The following is a 22828-nucleotide window of genomic DNA, read 5'->3' on the forward strand; positions in this document are numbered from 1 at the left end:
CGCCGTGCCGGGCGTCAGGGTGCGACGGGTGGAGCGCCCGCGGCACTTCCCTATCGCCCAGAGTTACCGGTAGTCCACGCCCGCCGTGCGAGCGCGGGAACCGGCGGAAATGATTCGTGCCAGCGCCCACCCAGCTGCAGTCACCAATGGCACGCTGACGATGATCAGCGCAACAGGGTTTGCCTGAAACTTCGGCCCGTCGGGACCATCCACATAAGCGCCGATCGGGAGGGTATAGCCACCCCCGCCACCACCGCTTCCTTCACTTTCATTTCCGGGGGTCGACTCGCGCTGGACCCACTTGCCAGCCCCTCCGCCGCCGCCAAAACCAAAGATGACCAACGCCGCAGGGACTACTTCCCGGCCGCCCACCGTGATGCTCTCACCGAAAGCCATCTTCGCGCCCCATGACGGTAGGGATTTCGTCAGCATTTCGATTGGATCTTCCATCAGCTCACCGCTTCCACCTTGCCCGAATGTTGGCCGCTCCAACACCGGTTGTTGCCGCGTAACTGGCACGCCGTCAGCGGATCCTGACTCCCGACAATGTGCGTCCGGCACCAAGGATAGGACCCGCTGAACCGCGCCGCTAGAGCCTAGGGCATGCGCAGAGCGTTCCTGGCAGCTCAGGTGTAGGACTCGACCCGTTCAATAGGAAGACCGGAACGCCACGCGTTGAGTGCGAAGCGAAGCGAAAGGACCAACAGTATGATTCCCGCAGCAGTGAAGGAGAGACCATAAGGTGCGCTGTTCAGGTGGAGGCCGAGCGGTGCAAGCCCAAGGGCCGCTCCTCCCAGCGCCGCAATACCGAGTTCGGTCCGCCAGATGTGGGAGACATTCCGCCACCACAGCTGGGTGGCGGACCCCTGCTCAACACTCCATCCATGTCGCTTCAAAGCTCGGTTATAGGTCAGCTTCTTCACCAACGACATACCGACCATGGCGGCTAGTGCACCGGTGATGGTGCCGTACACCGTCACGATGAACCAGAACTGCTCCCGTGCGGAGGAACCGTCCGAGGCGGCTATCTCGCCGCGAAGGTCGAGCACGAGGGGCATCACCATCACGAGAATCCAGGCAATGATGGCAAGGCCCAGCAGGAGGGCATGGAGCCAGACGCTGATAGGCCGCAGATCGACGGCGAAGCTGCCGCCCGAGGAACCGAATACCCTACTCTCTCCCCAGCGTCCACGCAGCGCGAACTGGCCAAAGAAAAACCCAATCATGGACAGCAGCGCCATCAGGGTTGGAAACGCAATGGTTGAGGTGCCGGCGACGTCATCCTCAAAGACACTGCTAATCGAGTTGTCTCCGGCCGTGAGGGGCAGAAGCCAGAACACGGCGCCGGCCGCAACGAGCAAGGCACCTGCCCCAACAAGATTGCCCACGACGGCAACGATCCGTCGGGTGATTGCGACAGGACCGGTGGTTCGTCGGCCTTGATCGTCCAAAGGCTGGTGGTCGCCTGAATCGCCCGCCCATTCCGTCGACGACGTTCTGCGGTACTTTCCTTTTGCCATGCGTGCTGCCCCTGAATGATTGAGGCATGACCGCTGCCTGAGTGCCTAAATCAAACCACGCCGGCATTCCCACCCGGGAACGAAAGCCCCAGTTGCGAGTCGTCGTAACGAAAAGCCTGCGTAGCCTAATGAGCTTTGTCGGTCGACTTCGGTAGGCTCCGGATACCGCTACAAGCGGTTTGATGATCGAGGAGGAAACCAGCATGGCGGGAAATGTGGTTGTTGGGGTCGATGGTAGCGACACCGCGTATATGGCTGCGTCACGGGCTGCGGTCCTTGCTGAGGGGCTGGGAGTAGAACTTGTGGTGCTCAGCGCCCACATCAAGGGCAACACCGAGGTGGTTCGGATCGGAAATGACACCTGGATACTCGACGACGCCGAGCAGGCCCTGAAGCTGGCTGAACGGGTAGCGGTGAAGCTGCGCGAAGAGCACCCTTCGGTGAAGGTCCGTTCGGCTGCGGGCCGGGGGAAACCGCAAGATGTCCTCATCGAGGAAGCCGAACGCACTGGTGCCCAGTTGCTGGTGGTGGGCAACGTGGGCATGACAGGCCTATTGCGGGTTCTGGGAAGCGTGGCGTGGAGCGTTGTGCACAACGCTCCCTGCGACGTACTCGTGGTGAAAACTGCTTCCTAGTTTCTCCAGGCATTGCTGTGCTGCGCTTAAGGGCCGCGGTGGAGCCCGGGATGAGCAAGTGTCGCCCGGCGTGAACGACGACGGTACTTCGTCTGCGCCCGGGCGCCGGGCGACGTAACGGGCCTGCTAATCTCACTCAATGGTGATTGTCCAGCGAGCAAATATGGCTGTTGTAGACGGTGCTCCTGCTGCCCTGGTGCTCCCCGGGGCGCGCTATACGGTTCAAGCCCCGTTGCTCTATTGGCCGATCCTCGCCCTGATCAAGAGCGGATGGGATGTGTGGTGCATCGACTGGCATTCAGAGATCGAAACGGTGGACCGACAGGACATCGCTGGTTTTATGAAATCTGCGTTGGCGCGTGCCGAAGAGTTGATGCCCGCCCAGCCTGAGCTAGTGATCGCGAAGTCGCTAGGGACGTACGCGCTGCCCCATTTCGCGACGCGGCAGGTGAAGGCAGCCTGGTTGACCCCGATCCTTAGCGATCCAGCTATCGCTGACGCATTATCCGGGATGCATCCAGGTCAGCATCTCGTGATCGGTGGAACGGCGGATCCATCGTGGCGTCCAGACCTTATGGGGAGCACTGATGCCCGGGTCATCTCGATCGACTCGGCCAACCACAGGCTGGAAACCGCATCGATGGGCTGGCGTACTTCTGCAGATACCGGTCTCGATGTAATCGAGAAGATTATCGACCATCTCGGTATCTCGTAGAACTGCCCTCGGCGGGACGGGTAGGCTCGCCGAATGCCAAACCCCGCGTTCTTTCTCTATACCCGCAGTAACGATATTGCAGCCTCCCGCCGGTTCTACCGGACCTGGTAGGGGCTTGAGAAGTTCTTGGTCGGCTACTGGAGTTACGTGATCAAAGACCCCATGAGACAGACGGTGGAGATAGCCGACCCAATCAGCGGAGGCCCCCGAAACACCTCGGTCGCTCTCGTCAGCGGACCCGGCCCACACCGCAAAAGGACACACTTCGCAACGCGAACGACGGTCTGAGCGGCCGCAGCCGTAACGTTTAAGCGCATACGGATCTTATTTTCCACACTTCGCTTCAAAGGACTCTACGAACTTGTCACTCGAATCATTGCCCGTCCTGGACTACTCACTGCTGAGCGCTGGCCAGGAAGAGGCCGCACAATTCAGAGCCGATCTACGCGACGCGATGCACGACGTCGGCTTCCTCTACCTGGGCGGGCATGGCATCCCCCAGGACCTCACCGATCAGATGCTCGCGATCTCCCGTCGCTTCTTCGATCTGTCCGAGGAACAGAAACTTGCGCTGGAAAATGTCAATAGCCCACAGTTCCGTGGCTATACCAGGATGGGTGCCGAACTCACCGACCGGGCCGTGGACTGGCGTGAACAGATCGACATCGGTGTCGATCGCGACGCCGTCGAGCCTGGCCCAGGCGTGGCCGACTATTGGCGCCTGGAAGGTCCCAATCTGTGGCCCACAGATCTTCCTGAGATGCAGGAGATTGTCTCCGACTGGACACAGCGCCTGAGCACCATTTCCCTCGATCTGCTGAGGGCAATAGCGGTGTCCCTCGGTGCACCGGAAAATAGCTTCGACGAAGCGTTTGGCGACCGGGCGTTTCCGATGCTCAAAATTGTGCGCTATCCGGGGGAGTCCGGCGATAAGCCCAAACAGGGCGTTGGGTCACACCGCGACGGCGGCGTGCTGACACTGCTCCTCGTCGAACCTGGAAAGGGCGGACTCCAGGTTGAACACCAGGGAAAGTGGATCGACGTGCCCGAGGTTCCTGGTACCTTCGTGGTCAACATCGGCGAAATGCTGGAGCTCGCTACTAACGGTTTCCTGAAGGCGACGTTGCACCGGGTGATCTCACAGGCGGACGGCGCGGAGCGGATCTCCCTGCCCTTCTTCTACAACCCGGCGCTGGACGCCACGATGCCCGCGCTGACCATGAGCCCGCAGTATCACGCCAAAGCCACTGGACTCTCTGTTGATCCGACCGACAGCCCGATCCTGGAAACTTACGGGGATAACGCGCTCCGGTACCGGCTCCGCGCCCACCCCAATGTCGCCGCTGTGCACCACGCCGATCTCGTGGCACAGAACAGCACGCCGACCTCCTGACAAACGGCGGATACGGTGAGGAGATAGCCCGGGGAGACATCCCCGGGCTATCTCGCGACTGGGCGGGCACCCGGAGAGTACTTCTGGTGACACCGTCGTACTTTCCGTCAGGTGTCACTGGGGATCAGATCAGGGCGCGCGCAACACGAAAAAAATGAAGCTCAGAAATGAATCGCGCTCCTTCAAACCCGGTGGAATGAGGTCCGCCGGGGTATCGGACGAGTAGGGAGGCTCGCTGATCACCTCGATCTGGAACCCGGCCCTGGTGAACGCGTCAGTTATCGCGTGAAGCGGCCGATGCCAGTAGGTCAGGGTGGCGGGTTCGCCATTGAAGGTGAGCTCATCCGAGTACTTCGTCACCTGGAAATAGTCCTTGCCGGGGTTGTTCCAGGGGAACAGGATCGGATGATTCACCGACACAAGGAGTCTGCCCTCCGGACGTAGGACGCGCCGGATCTCGGAGAGCGGACCAGCCCAGTCCTCCAGGTAGTGGAAGACCAATGACGCAACAACATCATCGAAGGCGTCGTCGGCAAAGGGGAGCCGTTGGCCCAGGTCGGCGGCAACCAGTTCCGCCCTGTCGCCATTTCTTTTCTTCGCCAACTCAAGCATCGCCTTGCTGGAGTCAAACCCTGTCACGTTCGCGCCACGATCAAGGAGCGCCGTCGTGAGCGGGCCAGCGCCGCAGCCGGCGTCGAGAATACGACGATCCCGAACGTCTCCGGCTAGCCCAATCATTGCCGGGCGTTCGTAGTATTCGTTGAGCAAACTCGACTCATTTTCGGCCGAGTAGGAGTCGGCGAACGCATCGTAATCAGTGTCCTGCAGCATGGGGGAACTCCTCCGGATCGCAGATTGAGGACTAACCACCCCGAGGGTAACAGCCTTCTTCGGCTAACCCATGGCACCTCGGCGCTGCAGCCTGTCGGTCCGCCATCGATTCACACCCCTGAGGGCTCCGACTACGGTCCGCGCAGCCGGAGATTGCAGCTGTGACCGGGTATGGGCGATCGCAGCATTCCACAGGGCATCGTTATAGGTCGGATAAGGATGTGTCACCCCCGCGAGGGCGCGGGTGCTGAGCCCCTGATCTACGGCAAGAGTGAGCTCAGCCAGCGATTCACCAGCTCGCGGTCCGACGATCGTTCCGCCGAGGATGCGGCCGCCCTTGCCGATGATGATCCTCGTGAACCCGGAAGTTTGCTCCTCGGTGATCGCTCGATCGGTGTGCGCGTGCGGGATGGTCACTGCGGTGTGGTTCCTTGCCGTGGCGTCGGTGAGGCCGACGGCGGCGACCTCCGGGGAGGTGAAGGTGACCCGCGGCATGACCGGGCTGATTTTCCTGCGAAGACCCAGGACCGCGTTGGACGCTGCAGTGCTCGCGTGCACTCCGGCGAGATGGGTGAACTCGGGGTAGGCGGTGACGTCCCCGGCCGCCCAGATGTTTGGGACGGACGAGCGCATCGACGTGTCAACGAGCACCCGGCCGGACGGGTTACAGGATACGCCCACCAGATCTAGGCCCAGGCCCCGTGTCCTGGCTTCCCGGCCGGTGGCCGCGAGGATGACGTCCGCATCGAACCGTTGCCCGTCTCCGGTATGGAGGACGGTTCCGTCGTCGTTCGTGACCTGCTTGACATCGGTGTTCTCGATCACCTGGACGCCGTCGGACCGGAGAGCGTCACACACGAGGGCAGCTGCGTCCCGGTTCTCCTTGGGCAGGATGGCGGTGCGGGCAAGGATCACCACCCGTGAGCCCAACCGGGCGAACGCCTGGCCCAACTCACACGCAACCGGGCCGCCACCAATAATCACCAGGCGTCCTGGAAGGATTTCCAGGTCCCAGATGGTTTCCGAGGTGACAACCCGTGGCGACTGGTCGAGACCGGGTATGGAGGGCAGAGCTGGCGCTGCGCCGGTGGCGATGAGCGCCTGCCGAAAGCGGATGGTCCTGCCGTCGACGTCGGCTTCACCAGGACCGGTGAAGCGTGCGCTGCCGGAGATAACAGTGACGCCCGCCGCGGTGAGGGATTCCGGTGAATCCTCCGGTTCGATTGCGGCGATTGCCCCGGCGACGCGTGTGCGGACCAGGGCGAAATCGGTGCGATTACCGGTGAGAGCACTTTCCCCGGCAGCGGCGGCGGCCGCGGACAGGATCGTTTTCGACGGGACGCAACCGGTCCAGAGGCAGTCCCCACCGGTCCGGGATCTTTCCACCAGTACGGTGCGGGCACCGAGGCTCGCGGCCGTCATCGACCCGACGATCCCAGCGGTCCCGCCACCGATGACCAAGAGATCCACTACCTCGGTATCACGTGCCATTACTTTGCCCTCATTAACGTTGTTCCGGTTCTCCCCAGCCTAAGCTGGATCAGGTTCCCGCCCGCAGGGAATCGCACCACAACTCCAGGAGCATCGCGATGTCCAGAAGGTACAGGACCTTCGCACGGTTCTACGACGCGCTCTCCGGCGAGTATCCCGTGTACCGTGCGGGCCGGGAACTTGGCATCAGGCGACTGCCGCTGCAGGCTGGAGGACAGGTGCTCGACGTCGGATGCGGCACCGGGTTGAACTTCAGTCTCCTCCAGCGTCGGGTTTCGCCAGGTGGCACCATTGTCGGCATCGACAGCAGCCCAGAAATGCTTGAGCAGGCCAGACGGCGGGCGACGCGCAACGGTTGGACCAACGTGATCCTTATCCAAGCCGATGCAACCACCCTGTCTCCCGCCGACATCGGATCCCGCATCGCAGCGAGGGGAGGCCGGGCACGCTCCGATGCCGCACTTGCCACCTATTCCCTGTCCCTGATGGTGCACTGGGAGACCGCCTGGGCCGCGATGGTCCGGCTCACGACACCAGAAGCCTCCTTGTGCATCGTCGACATGCAGAAGCCAACTGGATTCGCAGCAGTCCTGACGCCACTTGCCCAGGCCGCCTGCTGGCTTGGCGGCGCAGATATTGACGCCCACCCCAGGACAGGTCTGGAGCGTGACTGTGCCGACGTCGTTGTGTCCTCCGCCCGGGGTGGACACCTGCAGATCCGGGTAGGAAGACGACAAAGCTAACTATTTAGCTGCCAAGCGTCGCGAGCAGCGGACTCATGCGGTAGGGGATAGGTTGGCGCAGGAACATACTCGTTCGGGTGCGCAGGATTCCTGGACAGAGGCGGATTTCTTCAGAGACCCGATACAGGTCGTCCGGGTCGCGGGCGACCACCCGGCAGAGAAGGTCCGTTTCACCGGCGGGAGCGAGGCATTCGATGATTTCCGGGATGGCCCGCAGGCCCTCTACTGCAACATCGATCCTGTGCTGGTCGAGCTCCGCCGCCACATGGGCTGAAATTCTCAGGCCAAGCGCCTCGGGTGCTATGCGTACGCTGTGATCCCTGAGTGCCCCTTCGCGCTCGTACCGCTCCAGCCGGGCCTGGACAGTGCCACGCGCCAGGCCAGTGCGGTGTGCGATGGCGAGCACTGTCATGCGGGAGTCGGCATCCAATGCTTCGAGGACAGCCCGATCAATTGCGTCCCGGATGGGACGGTGACCTTTATTGACGGCCATGGGTGCTCCTCATTTTCGCGGTCAGGATGACCATATTTACAGGCCACCACGATTGAAGTGTAGTCAGATTGATTACTGCATGCTTCGACTGTTGCACAAAGGGATTGCCATAGCGCTCAATAGGAGACAGAACGGCCAGGAAGGGTGATCCTCTACCTCGGCTTCAGGAACAGCCAGTGAGCACATCCCGCGACAGGCTGTAGGAACCACGCCCGCACAACGAGCGCAATCCGTCCGTTGCACCATCCATAGGCAACGGACTCCTTTCCCTACCTAACGCCTCGCCGTCGGAACCGCGCCCATGCCAGCCGGGTTGGCGAGGAACTGCGAGAAGGCCAGCTCCGCGGCTCCGATCATCATCAGATCGGAACCCAACTCAGCGCGGTGGATCGTCACCTCGCTCGCCGGTCCGCCCAGCGCCTGCGACTGCAAGTGATCGCCCAGCGTCTGGGGGGACAGGGCGTGAAGAACGCCCAGGAATCCGTCCAGGACGATGGCGTCCGGGTTGAGGGTGTTGACCGCGTTGCGGAGGGCTATGCCCAGGTACCCCAGCTGGCGTGCCACCTCCTTGTCGAGCTTGTCGCTTCGGCGGGTGCGGAGCGCATCTTCGAGCTGGGAGGTATCGCCACCGTCCAACCCCGCGAGTTCGAACAGAGGGGCCTGCGAGACCTCCGTCTCCAGGCATCCAGACGCCCCGCAGTGGCAAACCGTGCCGGAGGTGCGGACCAACGTGTGGCCCATTTCGCCTGCGTACCCGGAGGATCCCCGTAGGAGAGTCCCGTCGGAGACCAGGCCGCCACCGATACCGCTCGCCCCGCCGTTGAGGTAGACAATGTTCCGCTGGCCTGCGCCGGCTCCGAAGATGAGTTCGGCCTCCGCCGCCAGGGAAGCGTCATTGGCGGCGTGGCACACGTAGCCGGACGCCTCACTCATCATTCTGGCGACGGGTTCATCACGCCACCCCAGATGCGGTGCATACCGAACCACTCCGTCGTCGCGGTTGACCAGTCCCGGCACCGCCATCCCGATGCCCGTAATCCGGTACGAGGCAGCCAGCTCGGACTGCATACCCTCGATCACTGCCACTGCGATGTTGACCGCTTCCCGGGCGGTGGGAATCCGTTCGGTGGCGTAGCGGATCTTCTTCTGTACTTTCCCGCCGAGGCTCACCAACCCGATGGTGACCGCATCGATTTCAGGATTGACCGCCAGGGCAGCGATTGACGGGCTGGGATGCACCTCGGGGCTCGGTCTGCCGACCTGGGCTTTGCCGGTCGGTGCCGCCTCGTACATCAGCCCGAGGGTCACCAGTTGGCCGATCAGCGCCCCTACCGTCGAACGGTTCAGGCCGGTCCGTTTGGTCAGCTGCGCGCGGCTCAGGGAGCCATGGTGGTGGACTAGAGCGGTAATGAGGGCGAGGTTGTTCCGTCGCGACGGATCCGGATCGATGGCCGGCAATGGCGGGGACAGGTGCGGCAACGGTGGTTGAGTCATTGGGGGAACTGTCGGTGCGATGACACTGTGGCGACGCTACCAGTTGCCATAGAGGGTGCGCTCAAGGAACGTATTTCGGAACTTTCCGGTCGGATCGAACCGGGCAGCGAGAGCAATGAAATCATCAAACCGGGGATACAGCGTGGCCAGGGTGGACGGCTCGCTGGTAAATACCTTGCCCCAGTGTGGTCTTGCCGCAAAAGGAGCAAGTTCCGAATCAATCAGCCTCAGCGCTGCCTCGACCGCTGGCTGGTCGGCGTGCCAGGTGAAGTGCAAGCCGATGCCATCGCGGCCGTAATTCGGGCTCAGCCATAGATTGTCCTCCGCGATGCTCCGGATCTCACCGATCATCAGCAGGGGTGTTACGACGTCGGAGAGTCCGCGCAGGGTACGGATCGCGTCGACGGCGTGTTCGCGCGGGATCAGATATTCGCTTTGCAGCTCCTCGCCCTTGCTCGGGGTGAACTCGGCCCGAAAGTGCGCGAGCCGGTCTGACCAGGGTCCGGAAACGCCAAGTTGCTGGGTGCAGTTGCGCCCGGATACCCCAGGTAGTGGATGGCGCGCCCCGGTGGCGGCGGTTCCGCCGTAGAACGTCGGGATGGAGCCCCCCTCGGTGGTCGTGTCGCTTCCTCCGCCGGTGAACGAGTCCGTGCGGTGCTTTAGCCATGCCTGGTCGACAGTCGTACCACTCCAGGAGGTAAACAGGCTCACACTGTAGGCCGAGGACATCACGCCGTCGAAGTTGTCCAGTACCTGATCCCAAGCGAGGTTCTCGAAGACCGTCTGGGTAACGTCGAACGCGGGTTCGATGTCCAGCGTGAGCCGGGAAACGATCCCGAGCGCACCCAGAGCGACCACCGAGCCGTCGAAGTCGGGAGACTCGCCACGGCGGATGGTGTGAATGCTGCCATCGGCGGTGACCAGCTCGATGCCCGCGACGGCGGTGGCGAGATTGCCGTTGGAGTCTCCGGAGCCATGGGTGCCTGTTGATACTGCTCCGGCCACCGATATATGGGGCAACGACGCCAGGTTGTGAAGGGCAAAGCCCTGCCGTTGCAGCTCAGCGGCCAGCGTCGCGTAACGGGTTCCCCCACTGACCGTCACGGTCAGGCGTGCGGCATCAACACTGATCTGGGGATCAAGGCCGTCAAGCATCGCGAGGGTTCCACTGGTGTCTGCGATGTCGTTGAAGGAGTGCCGAGAACCCAAGGCGCGGATCCTCGCTGCGGAGGCCACCAGGTCCTGGAGCTCCTCGACCGACCGCGGGCGTGCCATCCGCGGTGCCCGGTAGGTGACGTTTCCGGCCCAGTTACGTTCCTCGACAAGCTGTTCCATGTATGAAGTATCCCTCTTTGTGGGGCTCGAGCTACGTTTGATGTTCTTGGCAACATAACATGTTCGTGTTGCTGCTGGAGATGTGGCGGCTGACTCTACCAAGGGTTCACGGCCCCGGCAACGGTTGACATCGGGCAAAATTGGAATATGTTTGTTAGCAAAACAATTCACCTGGCGTTTGTCCCAGGAACACGTTCTGTCACTACCTGCGCTACCCCTACAAAACCCGGAGACTTCACATGGCACTGCAGCCCACCCGAGACGACAAATTCTCCTTCGGACTCTGGACGGTGGGCTGGGAAGCCCAGGACCAGTTCGGATCGGCAACCCGCGCCCCGCTTGACGTCGTCGAAGCCGTCAACCGCCTCAGCGACCTGGGGGCCTACGGCATCACCTTCCACGACAATGACCTGTTTCCCTTCGGTTGCTCGGCAGCGGACCGTCAGCGCGAAATCGACCGGTTGACCGGCGTGCTGAAGTCGACAGGAATGGTCGTCCCAATGGTCACCACCAACCTGTTCAGTCACCCCGTCTTCAAGGACGGGGGATTCACTAGCAACGACCGCGGGGTCCGCCGTTTCGCGCTGCGGAAAGTCCTGGACAACATCGACCTCGCTGCTGAACTGGGCGCCAAGACCTTCGTGATGTGGGGAGGTCGCGAGGGCAGCGAATACGATTCCGCCAAGGACATCCGTGGCGCCCTCGAACGGTATCGGGAAGCCGTCAACCTGCTCGGGGACTATGTGACCGACAAGGGTTACGACATCCGTTTCGCGATCGAGCCGAAACCAAACGAACCCCGTGGCGACATCCTGCTGCCCACTCTCGGCCACGCCATGGCCTTCATCGAAACCCTCGAGCGCCCTGAACTGGTCGGCATCAACCCCGAAACTGGTCACGAGCAGATGGCGGGACTGAACTTCACCCACGGCATCGCGCAGGCGCTCTACCAGGGCAAGCTGTTCCACATTGACCTCAACGGCCAGCGAAGCATCAAGTTCGACCAGGACCTCGTCTTCGGCCACGGGGACCTGCAGAACGCCTTCTCCCTGGTGGACCTGCTCGAATTCGGTGGTCCCGCTGGCGGGCCTTCCTACGATGGCCCGCGGCACTTCGACTACAAGCCGAGCCGCACCGAAGACATGAACGGGGTCTGGGATTCCGCAGCGGCCAATATGCAGACCTACCTTCTGCTGAAGGAACGTGCCGCAGCCTTCCGGGCGGACCCCGACGTCCAGGCGGCCCTCGCCGCGTCGAAGGTCTCGGAAATCAACGAACCCACTCTCGACGCCGGTGAAGGTTATGAGGCACTGCGCGCCGACCGCTCCGCCTACGAGGACTTCGATACCGAGTCCTACTTCAACGGCAAGGGCTTCGGCTTCGTCAAGCTCCAGCAGCTGTTCATCGAGCACCTGCTCGGCGCCCGCTAGTCCAGCCGCTCCTTTCACTGGGGCCTTCCGTCGCCGGACGCCAGCAGTCCGGCGACGGAAGCCTGTTCCCTCCTCATCACCCCAACACGGAAGTCCTCCCATGCCACGTGTCGCAGGCGTCGACAGTTCAACCCAGTCCTGCAAGGTAGTTATCCGGGATGCAGCCACCGGAAAGCTGATACGGCAGGGCAAGGCCCGCCACCCCGACGGTACTGAAGTCGATCCGGAGCAGTGGTGGACGGCGCTTCAGGAGGCCGTCGCCGACGCCGGAGGCATCGATGATGTTGAAGCGATCTCAGTTGCGGGCCAGCAACATGGAATGGTCTGCCTGGATGAGGACGGGAACGTCATCAGGCCGGCCCTGTTGTGGAACGATGTCAGGTCTGCCGCCGCCGCGACCTCCCTGGTGTTGGAGTCCGGGGACGGAAACGCCGACGACGGCGCCCGCTACTGGGCGGAGACCACGGGCACGGTTCCCGTGGCGTCGCTGACCGTCACCAAGTTGCGGTGGCTGGCAGAGCACGAGCCGTCGAACGCTGCACGCGTGGCAGCCGTCTGCCTGCCCCATGACTGGCTCAGCTGGCGTCTGGCCGGTTACGGACCTGGTACCGGACGCGAGGGACTGGCGGCACTGCACACGGACAGGTCCGACGCGTCAGGGACCGGCTACTACTCGCCGGCGCAGGGGAAGTACCTCCCCGAGGTCGTACAAGATGCCCTTGGCAGCATTCCGGTACTACCGACCGTGCTGGGTCCGGCGGAATCGTCCGGCCGCACCCCGGCTGGAGCACTCATCGGCCCGGGAGCTGGAGACAATGCGGCAGCGGCGCTGGGGGTCGGCGCGATGGTCGGGGACATTGTGGTGTCCCTCGGTACCTCCGGCACGGTGTTCGCCGTCTCCGACACTCCAACGCACGACCCCAGCGGTCTCGTGGCTGGCTTCGCTGACGCTACTGGCAATTTCCTGCCCCTGGCCTGCACCCTGAACGCGACCCGCATCTTCGACGCCACAGCGGCTGTGCTTGGCCTTGACCTGACTGAGCTGGCCGATCTTGCCCTCACGGCTCCGTCGGGCTCGGAGGGTCTGAGCCTCGTGCCGTACTTCGAAGGCGAGCGGACCCCCAACCTGCCCCACGCCACCGGCCTGATGCAGGGGATCACCCTCACCAACTACACCCGGGCAAACCTGGCCAGGGCCGCCTTCGAGGGGGTCGTCTGTTCTCTCGCAGACGGTCTCGCTGCCATCCAGGCGCAGGGTGTCACCGCCGACCGCATTATCCTGGTCGGCGGGGGTGCGCAGTCCACCGCCGTGCAGCAGATCGCCGCGGGAATCTTCGGGCTGCCGGTGGTGGTTCCGGCAGCCGGCGAATACGTGGCCGACGGCGCCGCCCGGCAGGCCGCTGCCACCCTTACCGGAGAGTTCCCGGAGTGGCACATCGACGCGGTGACCCTTCCGCCGGTCCCTGCATCGCAGGGCAGCAGCGAGGTGCTGGCTCGGTATCGGAGGGCTGCGGCGCTCCTGCACCCCACCCTGTCACCAGCCTGAGGGCCCGGAAGAGCCTCAGCGCGGCGGTGCAGTCGACTCCCGGACCAACAGTCGCGTGGCCAGCTCAACCCGGGTGGAATCAGGCTCCTGCCCGTCGATCTGGCGCAGCAGTGCTCGTGCGGCCGAGCGGCCGATCTCCCTCAGCGGTTGTTCCACAGTGGTGAGCTGGGGCATGGTCGCCTCGGCGAAGGAGGTGCCGTCGAATCCGACGATGCTCAGGTCCGCGGGCAGCTGCAGACCGCGCCGGCGCGCCTCCTCCCACACTCCGATCGCTATCGTGTCGTTTGCCGCGAAAATGGCCGTGGGTGGTTCCGGGAGCTCCAGGAGCTGGGACAGTCCCTCGATGCCGAAGGACCGGGTGAAATCCCGGGAGATGACGTATTCCGGCCGGACCTCGATGCCCCGGCCCAACAGTGCCGCCACGTACCCGTGCTGGCGGTCCTGGCTGCATTCGGCTAGGGGCGGTCCACCCAGGTGCGCGATGCGCCGGTGTCCCAGATCCAGCAGATGTTCTGTCGCGGTCTTGCCACCCGCCCAGTTGGTCGCACCCACACTGACGACGTCGGCCCCAGGAGGGTTGATCGGATCCACGAGGACCACTGGCAAACCGCGCTCCTGGAATGTGACCAGGTCGCTGCGGCCCCATTTCGACGTGACCAGCAGCAGGCCCCGCCGCCCGGCGTCGAGCATGCGCTGCGCCCGCTGGGCCGCGCTGGACGCCTGCAGCGACATGGCCGACAGCACCACCTCGGCACCGTTCTCTGCGGTGCATTCAAGGATCCCGTCCATGACCTCGGAATAGTAAGCAGTGGTCACGTTTTCCACGACGACGTCGATCATCACCAGTTCGGTCCGCCGGCGGGTGGTGGGCGAACGGTAGTTGAGGCTGCGCATGACCTCCAGCACGCGGTCACGGGTGGACGCGGCCACATCATCCCTACCGTTGAGAACCTTCGAGACTGTGGGGATGGAAACCCCCGCAATCTCGGCCACGGAGGCGAGCGTCGCCTTCGGAGTTGTGGCATTGACTGCTGCCATCACTTCCTCTTCCTAGTGAACGGGCACGGCCTGATACTGCCGAGGGTGTTGACCTTGTTGGTGTGTCGAAGCTAACTTTACCAATATCGAAACATCTTTCGAAATAGTTTCGAATATGGATGAACAAACTGGTGGATGAGCGGTGACTTGTCGTGGTCGCGGCGACAGTTCGTCAGCGGGCTCACCGCCGGCCCCGGCACTAATCGAAAGGAACCCTGTGACACCTTCACCACCTCCACTCCGGGTAGGAATGGTGGGCTACGCGTTCATGGGCGCTGCCCATTCCCACGCCTGGCGCACCGCCCCGCGGTTCTTTGACCTACCCCTGAAGCCGGAGCTGGCCGTTCTGGTCGGACGGAATGCCGACGCCGCCAGGGATGCCGCCCACCGCATGGGCTGGGCCGAGAGCGCCACTGACTGGCGGGACCTCCTGGATCGTGACGACGTCGACCTCATCGATATCTGCACCCCCGGCGACACCCACGCTGAGATAGCGATTGCCGCGCTCAGAGCGGGAAAGCATGTCCTGTGTGAGAAGCCCCTGGCCAACTCGGTGGCGGAGGCCGAACGGATGGTCGCTGCCGCCGACGCAGCAGCCCAAAACGGTGTCCTCGCGATGTGTGGGTACAGCTACCGGCGCACGCCGGCGCTCACCCTCGCCCGGGAACTGGTCCAGGAAGGACGGCTCGGGACCATCCGGCACGTCCGCGCCCAGTACCTGCAGGACTGGCTCTCCGACGAACTGACCCCGCTGACCTGGCGGATGGATAAGGCGAAGGCCGGTTCCGGATCTCTCGGCGACATCGGCGCACACATCATTGACGCCGCGCAGTGGGTGACGGGTTCACCGATCTCCGGCGTCTCGGCACTGATGGAGACCTTCGTAACGGAGCGTCCCCTGGGCGGCGACCTGGTCGGACTGGGCGGCCGGGGTGATTCCTCGGGGGAGCGCGGCCCGGTGACGGTCGACGACGCCACTGCCTTCACGGCGCGGTTCGACTCCGGAGCCATCGGCGTGTTTGAGGCGACGCGGTTCGCACTGGGCCGCAAGAACGCGATCCGCCTGGAGGTCAATGGCTCGAAGGGATCGATCGCCTTCGACTTCGAGGACATGAATGTCCTGGAGTACTACGACGGCAGCAACGACAGCCGCACCTCGGGGTTCCAGCGCATCCAGGTGGGAGAACCCGATCATCCGTACACAGGAAACTGGTGGCCGGTGGGTCATGGTCTGGGCTATGAACACGGGTTCACCCACCAGGTGGTGGATTTGGTGGGAGCACTCGCGGACGGGCGGCAACCGTCGCCGTCGTTCGCCGACGCGCTGCAGGTACAGCGGGTGCTGGCTGCTGTGGAGCACAGCGCCACTAACGAATCCCGCTGGCAGCGGATTTGAACCCCAATGAAGGAGGACCGAATGCGTCCTGGAACCCTGCCGACGCCGAGTTCTCCACCGGCCATTGACACCGCCCGACTGGCCAGCGAAGTGCCAGTTACCAACCCAAAGAAAGATTCTGAGATGACGAAGAAGTTCGCCCTGGTAGTCCGCGGCGGTTGGGACGGCCACCAGCCCGTCGAAGCCACCGACCGGTTTATCCCGTTCCTGAAGGGCAACGGGTACGACGTCCGGATCGAGGACTCCCCGAAGATCTACGCCGACCTCGACTATATGGCCACCGTGGATCTCATCGTGCAGTGCAACACGATGAACACCATCGAGAAGGATGAATTCCAGGGGCTCCGCGCAGCCATCGAGGCAGGGACTGGCATGGCCGGCTGGCACGGCGGTATCGCGGACTCCTACCGGAACCAGTCCGACTACCTGCACCTGATCGGCGGCCAGTTCGCGTGCCACCCGGGAAAACACCCGGACGAGTGCGTCGGCGAACAGTCCGACAACTACGTCCCCTACCGGGTGAAGATGCTGCCCGCCGCGGCCGACCATCCCATCACGCGGGGGATCGGGGACTTCGACCTCGTCACCGAGCAGTACTGGGTGCTTACCGACGACTACATCGACGTCCTCGCCACCACCACGCAGGCCGTCCGTGAGTGGGACCCGTGGAACCGCCCGGTCACCTCTCCGGCTCTGTGGACCCGCCAGTGGGGCAAGGGCCGCATCTTCGTCAGCACTCCGGGGCACCGGGTGGAAATCCTCGACGATCCGAACGTACGTACCATCATCGAAAGGGGCATGCTGTGGGCAAGCCGTTGAATCTGGGAATCGTCGGCTGTGGAGCCATCATTGCCCAGTACCTTGACACTTTCCAACGGCTGGACTCGGTGAATCTGGTCGCGGTAGCCGACCTGGATCCATCCCGGGCGCAGGCCGTGGCAGCCGCCCAGCCCGGTGTACGTGGTCTGGGTGTCGACGAGCTGCTGACCGATGACGAGGTGGACCTGGTCCTCAACCTCACGATTCCGGTGGCGCATGCTGAGGTGGCGTTGCGGGCAATTGCCGCAGGGAAGGACGTCTATGGGGAGAAGCCTCTGGCAGCGACGACTGCTGAGGCGAAGGAGGTCATCGACGCCGCCCGGGCAGCGGGTGTCCGGGTTGGCTGCGCACCTGACACGGTGTTGGGCACCGGCATCCAGACTGCGCGGAAGGCGATCGACGACGGCCTGATTGGAGCCCCGATCTCCGCGACAGCAACCATGATGACCCCAGGGCATGAGCGCTGGCATCCGAACCCGGACTTCTACTACGTACCCGGCGGCGGTCCGCTCCTGGACATGGGCCCGTACTACGTAACGGCGTTGGTCACTCTTCTAGGTCCCGTGAAATCGGTGATCGGGGCGGCGAGCCACACCCGCACCTCGCGGCGGATCGGCTCCGGCCCCCGGACAGGCGAAACGATCCCGGTCACGACAGACACCCACGTCACAGGAGTCCTGGTGCACGAGTCAGGAGCGCTTTCCACCTTGGTGATGAGCTTCGATGCCGTCCAGACGCGGTCGCCGAACATCGAGATCCACGGCGAAACGGCGAGCCTGATCGTGCCGGATCCCAATAGGTTCGACGGCGAGGTGCAGGTCTGCACATTGACCGACCAGGAGGCCGGTTGGGCAGTACTCCCTGTCAGCGCAGGCTACCACGACGCCGGCCGGGGGTACGGTGTCGCCGACATGGCTCAGACACCCGAGGGCCAAGAGCACCGTGCCAACGGTGACCTCGCCTTCCACGTGCTCGACGTCCTCGAGTCACTGCTGGAATCGGCTGGATCCGGGACTTCGGTCACGGTCGGAACCACGGTGAGGCGTCCCTCGGCGGTGCCCCTGACGGGGGTCCCACAACCCGTGGTCTAGGGGAGGTGCCGCCTCCATCCGGGTGGCACCTCCGGACTGTAGTCGTCAGAGCTGGTTCCTTTGATGCGGCAAGGGGACCAGCTCTTCCGGCGCGGCCGTGGACACCACCGCTGGTCGACGCGCAGAGAACTTTTGGGGAAAAGCCCTGACAATTCGGGCATCAGCTATCGCCGTCGGGTAGCAAAGCAAAGCCGGCATCCCGGGCCACGCAGGACATCTGCGTGTGCCCAGCCAATGGACCGGACCGGGCGTGATGCCCGCTCCACTTCGCTAGCGTTTCACCGGCGCGCCGAAAAATCTGAAGATAGCAGGAACCGCTGAGTCCGAAAGCTATCGATAATTCTTTCGCAAAGTGATTGACGTCACCTTTCTCTCTCGGTAAGGTTGTGGAAAGCGCTTACCTTCGGGCTTCGACGATGAGCGACCCGTCCGCGGGGGGAGCCGCCTGAAGCCGACGCCAGCGCATTGCAAACGGATCAGAGAGGATCACGATGCTTCACTTCAAGAAATCAAACGCCAACCGCCGGGGTCTCGCCGTCGCCGCAACCGCAACAGTTCTTGCTCTGACGCTGAGCGGCTGCGGCGGGGACAGCGCCGACGATGGAACGGTCGAACTGGACTTCACCTGGTGGGGCGCCGACGCCCGCGCCCAGCTGACCGAAAAGGTCATCGCGGAGTTCGAGGAGCAGAACCCGGACATCACGATTAACGCCAACTGGAGCGCCTGGGACGGATACTGGGACCGGCTGGCAACCACCACGGCGGGCGGCGACGCTCCGGACGTGATGCAGATGGACGAGTCACGAATCGCCGCCTACGGAGAGCGGGAATCCCTGCTGGATCTGGGCACCGTCGAAGACACGCTTGACCTGTCGGACATGACCCCTCAGGTCCTCGATACCGGAAGGGTGCAGGACGCAATCGTGGGGGCACCCGTCGGCGTCGGGATCTTTTCCGTCGGCGTGAACCCTGACATTCTTGAACGCGCCGGTCTTGAGATGCCAGATGACACCACCTGGACCTGGGATGACTTCACCGACATGGCAGTTCAGGTCAGTGAAGAACTCGGCGACGAGGGCATCACCGGATTCGACTTCTTCGGCACCCAAACGATGGAACTGGGCGCCTTTGTTCGGCAGCACGGCGAAGAGCTCTTCCCCCGTGAGGGTGAAACTCCCGTCAGCGCCGAGACGCTCGAGAAGTACTTCGCCTTTGCGGTGGAACTGGTCGAGTCGGGAGCCACCCCCGCACCTTCGACGCAGACCGAAAATGTCACAGCATCACTGGAGCAGCAGCCGTTCGGCACCAATACGACGGCGTTCCACCTGCAGTTCCACACCCAGATCCAGGCATTCGTTGATGCCAGCGGATCCGAACTCGTGTTGCTGCGCCTGCCCGCGCAGTCCGAGGGTGAATCACCGGAAATGGTGAACAAGGCATCCATGTACTGGTCGATCTCCTCGCGGACCGAGCACCCCGAGGAGGCCGCGCGGTTCGTGGACTTCCTCGTCAACGATGAAGACGCCGCGAAGATCCTTCAGGTGGAACGTGGCGTCCCGGCCATCCCTGCCATCCAGGAAGCGATCCGTCCAGAGCTTGGGGACACCGGGGTGATGGCCTTGGACTTCGCTGCCGACCTGCAGGCTGAAGTTGTCGAGCCCCCACAGGTGACGCCGTCGAACGCCTCCGAATTCGGCAGCGAACTGTCCCTGATCGGCAGCGAAGTGCTCTTCGGCCGGCAATCGCCCCAGCAGGCCGCCGAATCTACCCTCACAGTGATCGAAAACCTGCAGTGATCAACCTCTGCGCGGATCCAATTGGCAGTTCCCGACGGGCTGCAGCGGTCGAGGACCAGAGCTGACGCCGGGCCCACACTGGCCCGGAGAACCAACCACACGCCCCGAGGGCGTGCGAAAGCACAACGATGATATGGAGCATTATGAATCCGCAGTCTCAGCCGAAACCGATCCGCGCCGCGCTGATCGGTACCGGCAACATCGCCAGGGTGCACGCCGAGGGGATGCAGAAACTTGCCGATAGGGGCTCCATTGTCGCCGCCGTCGACGTGGACCCGGAGCGGTTGGCGGAATTTTGCGACAAATGGGACATCCCGAACCGGTACACGTCGATGACCGACCTACTGGCGGCTGAGGAGCTGGACCTGGTTCACCTCTGCACGCCGCCAGGCTTCCACAAGGATCAAGCGATCGAGGCGCTCCGCAGCAACGTGAATGTGCTCTGCGAGAAACCTCCGGCATTGACCCTGGTGGAGATTGACGAGATCACCGCCGCGGAAAAGGTCTCCGATGCTTCGTTCGCTACCGTGTTCCAGCACCGGTTCGGGTCCGGTGCGCAGAATCTCCAGCGGCTGATGGGCCAGTCGGCCCTGGGTGCCCCGATGACTGCGATCTGCAACACCCTCTGGTACCGCCCGGATGGCTACTTTGATTTGCCCTGGCGCGGGCAGTGGCTGGTGGAAGGTGGAGGTCCCACCATGGGGCACGGCATCCACCAGTTCGACCTCCTGCTCTCGATTTTCGGCGGGTGGACCGACGTGACCGCTGTGGCGGCCCGGCAGGCCAGACCCACGAACACCGAGGACTTCTCCGCCGCGATCGTCCGGTTCGAGAACGGTGCGATTGCCACCATCATCAACAGTTTCCTGTCGCCGAAGGAAACCAGCTACCTGCGGTTCGATTTTGATCATGCCACCGTTGAACTGGAGCACCTGTACGGCTACACCGATGACAGCTGGTCGCTGACAGCGGCGCCGGGCCACGACGATCTGGTACGGCTGTGGAAAGAAGGCCTGACGGGTCAACCGTCCGGCCACGCCTCCCAGTTCGCTGCGGTTTTCGACGCCATCGAAGCTGGCGAACCCCTGCCCGCTACCAGCAGCGCGTCGAGGTCAACCATGGAACTGATTGCCGCGATCTACGCCTCGGCGTTCACCGGGAAGCCAGTCGCCAGCGGCGAGATCACCCCCGAATCACCGTTCTACTCCGCCATGGACGGGTCCGCCGCTCCATGGTCCGATGTGAAAGCGAGCCACTGATGCCTGACGTGACGATCCTGACCGAACCCGAGCCCACTGGCCTGACCCTGGTCCATGAGCACGGCCGCAGCCTTCTGATCCGCGCGGGAACGCAGGAGATCCTCCGGTACGTGTATGCACCCTGGGACCCGGCCTTCGAATCCCCGCGGCCCTACTTCCACCCGATCCGTACCCTCGGCGGCCGAACAGTTAGCGAGTACCGGCCGCACGACCACGTATGGCACAAGGGCCTGGCCTGGTCGCTGCCGAACATGGGCACCGAAAACTTCTGGGGCGGCCCCACCTACAACCGCGGACGCGGTTACGAGCAGCTGGAGAACAACGGCACCATGGTGCACACCGGCTTTGAATCCATCACCGTGACCGGGCAGCGCATCTCCGTCGTCGAAAACCTTCAGTGGCGCACGCAGGCCGGAGAGTTGTGGGTTGAGGAGCAACGTTCGTTCACCGTAGAACTGTCGGCCGCCGAGCATCAGGCCTGGTCGCTTACCTATAGCACCAGCTTCGTGAACGTGTCGGGCACAGTCATTGCAATCGGCAGCCCCACCACCCAGGGCCGCGAGAACGCCGGGTATGGCGGCCTTTTCTGGCGCGGACCACGATCCTTCAGCGGCGGGCAGGTGTACGCGCCGGGCGTCACCGGGGGAGACGAACTGATGGGCATCCGGGCGCCCTGGATGGCGTTCAGCGGCAAGCACGACGGCGACGGCGGTGCCTCCACGCTCGTGTTCGTTGACTCACCGGGGAACACGTACGCCGGGGGCCACGAGAACACCGAATGGTTTGTGCGGACCGGGATCTTCGCGGTGATCAGCGCCTCGCCGTTCTTCTCCCAAGAAACGGATTTCGAGCCGAACCAGACCCTCGCCTACCAGTACGGCCTTCTGGTCGCCGATGGGGACCGGGGGCTTGACGGAGCGCAGGAACTCGCTCAGGCGGGACAACAACTGCTCGGAGAAGCCGTCGGAGCCGGAATATCATGAGCCACCGCGTCGACCCTGCCACAGCCCCGAACTTTCCCGGCGGAACCGGTGTGACCCGCCTGAACGTGTACTCGTGGGATTCTCCGGACGGCCTGTGCGGCGGCAGCCCGCACCTGCACACCGCTTCCAGTGAGGGCTACATTGTGGTGGCGGGGCAGGGCAGGGTCCAGACACTAAGCGCTGAGGGTTACGCCGAGCATCCACTCGTCCCGGGGACGGTGTTGTGGTTCACGCCCGGCACCGTGCACCGGTTGGTGAACGACGACGGCGCGCTCGACATCGTCGTTGTGATGGGGAATGCTGGGCTGCCCGAGCACGGGGATGCAGTGTTCACTTTTCCAGATGAGGTCCTTGCTGATCCGGAAAAGTACCGTGCCGCCGCGACGCTGCCGTCCGGCGCCGGTTCTGCCGAGATGGAAGCGGCCGTGCGGGCACGGCGTGATCTTGCCCTGGAGGGGTACACCGGCTTGGTGGACCGCCTGAACCGGGGGGACCAGGGAGCGCTACGCGAACTGCATGAGCACGCCGCCTCCCTGGTGGCGGACAAGACCGGCCACTGGCGGTCTCTGGTGGAAGCCGGCCCGCTGGCGCAAGCCAACCAGACCCTGGCAACCATCAACCAGCTCGCCTCCGGGGACGCTTCCCCGCTGGCGTCAGCGACCGTCCGCGGGGCGGCCCCGGTGTCGACTGAGCCGCTCTACGGAATGTGTGGGCGGCTCCAAACCTGGGATCTGAAACCCGCAACAGGTCTCCGCATCCACGGTTAGGACGGGTTATGTCTGCGTTAGGTGAACTTTCCCAGATGAAGCGGGGGCCGAAG

General features: G+C 63.6%; 21 protein-coding genes. 13 read left to right on the plus strand and 8 right to left on the minus strand.

All coding sequences use genetic code 11. The features are described 5' to 3' along the window. Positions 1-63: 63 nt before the first annotated feature. Together HMI58_RS11585 and HMI58_RS11590 are read right to left on the minus strand one after the other, a co-directional pair. On the minus strand, positions 64-450 hold the full coding sequence (locus HMI58_RS11585; protein WP_171586771.1) for a hypothetical protein: 387 nt from the start codon (positions 448-450) through the stop codon (positions 64-66). A gap of 176 nt (positions 451-626) precedes the next feature. Beyond that, positions 627-1520: a hypothetical protein gene (locus tag HMI58_RS11590; RefSeq protein ID WP_171619932.1), complete on the minus strand. Its 894-nt coding sequence runs from the start codon at positions 1518-1520 to the stop codon at positions 627-629. Between the two features lie 203 nt (positions 1521-1723). Here HMI58_RS11590 and HMI58_RS11595 point away from each other — a divergent pair, with 203 nt between their 5' ends. The 3 genes from HMI58_RS11595 (at position 1724) to HMI58_RS11605 (ending at position 4263) form a co-directional block, all read left to right on the plus strand. Then, positions 1724-2155 carry a universal stress protein gene (locus HMI58_RS11595; protein WP_171586849.1) on the plus strand — a complete coding sequence of 144 codons (432 nt, stop codon included), beginning with the start codon at positions 1724-1726 and terminating at the stop codon, positions 2153-2155. 139 nt (positions 2156-2294) lie between these two features. Beyond that, positions 2295-2870 carry a hypothetical protein gene (locus tag HMI58_RS11600; protein ID WP_171619934.1) on the plus strand — a complete coding sequence of 192 codons (576 nt, stop codon included), beginning with the start codon at positions 2295-2297 and terminating at the stop codon, positions 2868-2870. A 361-nt stretch (positions 2871-3231) separates the two neighbouring features. Continuing rightward, positions 3232-4263 (plus strand): isopenicillin N synthase family oxygenase, encoded by a 1032-nt coding sequence (locus HMI58_RS11605; protein WP_171619936.1) that lies wholly within the window; start codon positions 3232-3234, stop codon positions 4261-4263. A gap of 129 nt (positions 4264-4392) precedes the next feature. Here the strand turns inward: HMI58_RS11605 and HMI58_RS11610 are convergent, their stop codons facing one another. Beyond that, a complete protein-coding gene (locus HMI58_RS11610; RefSeq protein WP_171619938.1) occupies positions 4393-5094 on the minus strand; it encodes a class I SAM-dependent methyltransferase in 702 nt (233 codons plus the stop codon). Between the two features lie 63 nt (positions 5095-5157). After that, the gene (locus tag HMI58_RS11615; protein WP_171619940.1) at positions 5158-6585 is read right to left on the minus strand and encodes an NAD(P)/FAD-dependent oxidoreductase; all 1428 of its coding nucleotides are present in this window, start codon (positions 6583-6585) and stop codon (positions 5158-5160) included. Positions 6586-6683: 98 nt separating this feature from the next. Here HMI58_RS11615 and HMI58_RS11620 point away from each other — a divergent pair, with 98 nt between their 5' ends. Next, complete coding sequence (locus HMI58_RS11620) at positions 6684-7328, plus strand: class I SAM-dependent methyltransferase (RefSeq protein WP_171619942.1); 645 nt, start codon at positions 6684-6686, stop codon at positions 7326-7328. 4 nt (positions 7329-7332) lie between these two features. Here the strand turns inward: HMI58_RS11620 and HMI58_RS11625 are convergent, their stop codons facing one another. The 3 genes from HMI58_RS11625 to HMI58_RS11635 all read right to left on the minus strand — a co-directional run bounded on the left by HMI58_RS11625 (position 7333) and on the right by HMI58_RS11635 (position 10650). Beyond that, complete coding sequence (locus HMI58_RS11625; protein ID WP_171586764.1) at positions 7333-7821, minus strand: Lrp/AsnC ligand binding domain-containing protein; 489 nt, start codon at positions 7819-7821, stop codon at positions 7333-7335. 273 nt (positions 7822-8094) lie between these two features. Then, on the minus strand, positions 8095-9315 hold the full coding sequence (locus HMI58_RS11630; RefSeq protein ID WP_171619944.1) for an ROK family protein: 1221 nt from the start codon (positions 9313-9315) through the stop codon (positions 8095-8097). 36 nt (positions 9316-9351) lie between these two features. Continuing rightward, positions 9352-10650 (minus strand): FAD-binding protein, encoded by a 1299-nt coding sequence (locus HMI58_RS11635; RefSeq protein ID WP_171619946.1) that lies wholly within the window; start codon positions 10648-10650, stop codon positions 9352-9354. 239 nt (positions 10651-10889) lie between these two features. On the opposite strand from HMI58_RS11635, the gene xylA reads away from it, so the two are divergent. Beyond that, positions 10890-12080 (plus strand): xylose isomerase, encoded by a 1191-nt coding sequence (gene xylA / locus HMI58_RS11640; RefSeq protein WP_171586761.1) that lies wholly within the window; start codon positions 10890-10892, stop codon positions 12078-12080. Between the two features lie 100 nt (positions 12081-12180). After that, positions 12181-13626, plus strand: a complete 1446-nt coding sequence (gene xylB / locus HMI58_RS11645; RefSeq protein WP_171619948.1) for a xylulokinase — start codon at positions 12181-12183, stop codon at positions 13624-13626. Positions 13627-13641: 15 nt separating this feature from the next. Here xylB and HMI58_RS11650 read toward each other — a convergent pair whose 3' ends face one another. After that, on the minus strand, positions 13642-14664 hold the full coding sequence (locus tag HMI58_RS11650; protein ID WP_171586759.1) for a LacI family DNA-binding transcriptional regulator: 1023 nt from the start codon (positions 14662-14664) through the stop codon (positions 13642-13644). Between the two features lie 250 nt (positions 14665-14914). Here HMI58_RS11650 and HMI58_RS11655 point away from each other — a divergent pair, with 250 nt between their 5' ends. The 7 genes from HMI58_RS11655 (at position 14915) to HMI58_RS11685 (ending at position 22775) form a co-directional block, all read left to right on the plus strand. After that, positions 14915-16060 (plus strand): Gfo/Idh/MocA family oxidoreductase, encoded by a 1146-nt coding sequence (locus tag HMI58_RS11655; protein WP_171619976.1) that lies wholly within the window; start codon positions 14915-14917, stop codon positions 16058-16060. Positions 16061-16183: 123 nt separating this feature from the next. Next, entirely contained in the window at positions 16184-16879 is a 696-nt protein-coding gene (locus tag HMI58_RS11660) for a ThuA domain-containing protein (protein WP_171619950.1), read from the plus strand. Then, positions 16864-17970 (plus strand): Gfo/Idh/MocA family oxidoreductase, encoded by a 1107-nt coding sequence (locus tag HMI58_RS11665; RefSeq protein ID WP_171619952.1) that lies wholly within the window; start codon positions 16864-16866, stop codon positions 17968-17970. The genes HMI58_RS11660 and HMI58_RS11665 overlap by 16 nt, the downstream gene beginning before the upstream one ends. A gap of 491 nt (positions 17971-18461) precedes the next feature. Beyond that, a complete protein-coding gene (locus tag HMI58_RS11670; protein ID WP_171619954.1) occupies positions 18462-19766 on the plus strand; it encodes an extracellular solute-binding protein in 1305 nt (434 codons plus the stop codon). A 143-nt stretch (positions 19767-19909) separates the two neighbouring features. Continuing rightward, positions 19910-21025: a Gfo/Idh/MocA family oxidoreductase gene (locus HMI58_RS11675; RefSeq protein ID WP_171619956.1), complete on the plus strand. Its 1116-nt coding sequence runs from the start codon at positions 19910-19912 to the stop codon at positions 21023-21025. Beyond that, positions 21025-22008, plus strand: coding sequence for a PmoA family protein (locus tag HMI58_RS11680; RefSeq protein ID WP_171619958.1), 984 nt, complete (start codon positions 21025-21027; stop codon positions 22006-22008). Before HMI58_RS11675 ends, HMI58_RS11680 begins: the two co-directional genes overlap by 1 nt. Continuing rightward, entirely contained in the window at positions 22005-22775 is a 771-nt protein-coding gene (locus tag HMI58_RS11685) for a cupin domain-containing protein (RefSeq protein WP_171619960.1), read from the plus strand. The genes HMI58_RS11680 and HMI58_RS11685 overlap by 4 nt, the downstream gene beginning before the upstream one ends. The last annotated feature ends 53 nt before the right edge of the window (positions 22776-22828 follow it).

Source organism: Arthrobacter sp. 147(2020), from assembly GCF_013116715.1.
Classification (GTDB): domain Bacteria; phylum Actinomycetota; class Actinomycetes; order Actinomycetales; family Micrococcaceae; genus Arthrobacter_D.